The organism is Kitasatospora sp. NPDC059803, assembly GCF_042732255.1.
Taxonomy (GTDB): domain Bacteria; phylum Actinomycetota; class Actinomycetes; order Streptomycetales; family Streptomycetaceae; genus Kitasatospora.
Window position 1 is genome coordinate 12,984 of sequence record NZ_JBHWIJ010000218.1, and the last position, 1,778, is coordinate 14,761.

General features: G+C 72.4%; 1 protein-coding gene. It reads left to right on the forward strand.

Going from position 1 to position 1,778, the window contains the following annotated elements; genetic code table 11:
- Window positions 1–227 precede the first annotated feature (227 nt).
- Window positions 228–1,652, forward strand: coding sequence for an argininosuccinate synthase (argG, locus tag ACFV6I_RS28360; protein ID WP_063350707.1), 1,425 nt, complete (start codon window positions 228–230; stop codon window positions 1,650–1,652).
- Window positions 1,653–1,778: the final 126 nt, after the last annotated feature.

Below are 1,778 nucleotides of genomic sequence, written 5' to 3' on the forward strand. Positions count from 1 at the left end.
ACAACCCCCCCCCCCACCGCCCTGGTCTAACCGCGGGTGTGGGGTCGGGCCCCCCCCTATCGGCCCCGGTGGGGGGCGCAAACCGCCGCGGCCGCCCCTCGCCGAGCCGATCGTATGCTCTTGCGGTACTCTGCAAACCTATGCCAGAGTGCGGGCATCGGATACGCCGAATCCCCTCACACGTCGCTAAGTCAGGAGCCCGCGCCTCGCGGGTCAAGGGTGCATGCATGTCGAAGGTCTTGAGCAAGCTGCCGGTCGGTGAACGGATCGGCATCGCATTCTCCGGTGGATTGGACACCTCCGTCGCCGTCGCGTGGATGCGCGAGCACGGCGCCGTCCCCTACGCCTACACGGCCGACATCGGCCAGTACGACGAGCCGAACCTCGCCGACGTCCCGGCCCGCGGCCGCGCCTACGGCGCCGAGCAGGCCCGGCTGGTCGACTGCCGGGCGGCGCTGGTCGAGGAGGGCCTGGCCGCCCTCGCCTGCGGCGCCTTCCACATCCGCTCCGCCGGGCAGACGTACTTCAACACCACCCCGCTCGGCCGCGCCGTGACCGGCACCCTGCTGGTCCGCGCGATGCGCGAGGACGAGGTCTCCATCTGGGGCGACGGCTCCACCTACAAGGGCAACGACATCGAGCGGTTCTACCGCTACGGTCTGCTCGCCAACCCCAGCCTGCGGATCTACAAGCCGTGGCTGGACCAGCGGTTCGTCACCGAGCTCGGCGGCCGCAAGGAGATGTCCGCCTGGCTCTCCGAGCGCGACCTGCCGTACCGCGACTCCGCCGAGAAGGCCTACTCCACCGACGCCAACATCTGGGGCGCCACCCACGAGGCCAAGCGGCTGGAGTACCTGGACACCTCGATGGAGATCGTCAGCCCGATCATGGGCGTGGCCTTCTGGGACCCGGCGGTCGAGATCCAGACCGAGGACGTGACGATCGAGTTCGAGTTCGGCCGTCCGGTCCGCATCAACGGCCGGGCGTTCGCCGACGCCGTCGAGCTGGTGCACGAGGCCAACCGGATCGGCGGGCGCCACGGCCTGGGCATGTCGGACCAGATCGAGAACCGCATCATCGAGGCCAAGAGCCGCGGCATCTACGAGGCCCCCGGCATGGCGCTGCTGCACACCGCCTACGAGCGGCTGCTCAACGCGATCCACAACGAGGACACCGTCGCCACCTACCACACGCAGGGCCGCCGGCTCGGGCGGCTGCTGTACGAGGGCCGCTGGTTCGACCCGCAGTCGCTGATGCTCCGCGACAGCCTGCAGCGCTGGGTCGGCCAGCCGGTCACCGGCAGCGTCACGCTGCGACTGCGCCGCGGCCAGGACTACTCGGTGCTCGACACCCAGGGCCCGAACCTCAGCTACCACCCCGAGAAGCTGTCCATGGAGCGCAGCGTCGACGCCGCGTTCGTCCCGGACGACCGCATCGGCCAGCTGACCATGCGCAACCTCGACATCGCCGACTCGCGCAGCAAGCTGGAGCAGTACGCGGTGCACGGCCAGCTGGCGCCGTGGAGCGGCCTGATCGGCGAGCTGGCGCCCGGCGGGGCGGCGCCGATCGCCGCCGCCGGCCCCGACGCCGAGGCGCTGGCGGCCAAGTCCACCGCGCTCGACAGCGCCGCGATCGAGTCGGGCAACGACTGATCCGCTGCCGTGACCACGTCCGAGGGGGCGCGGCCCCCCCCCGGGGGGGGGGGCCCGCGGGGGTGGGGGGGGGGAGCGGGGGGGGGGGGGGGGGGCGCCCCCCGGCGCGACCCCGCGCGCGGCCCC

What these genes read in the sequence shown, in the direction of transcription:
- argG (WP_063350707.1), top strand. Translation starts at nt 228, where the DNA reads ATGTCGAAGGTCTTGAGCAAGCTGCCGGTCGGTGAACGGATCGGCATC.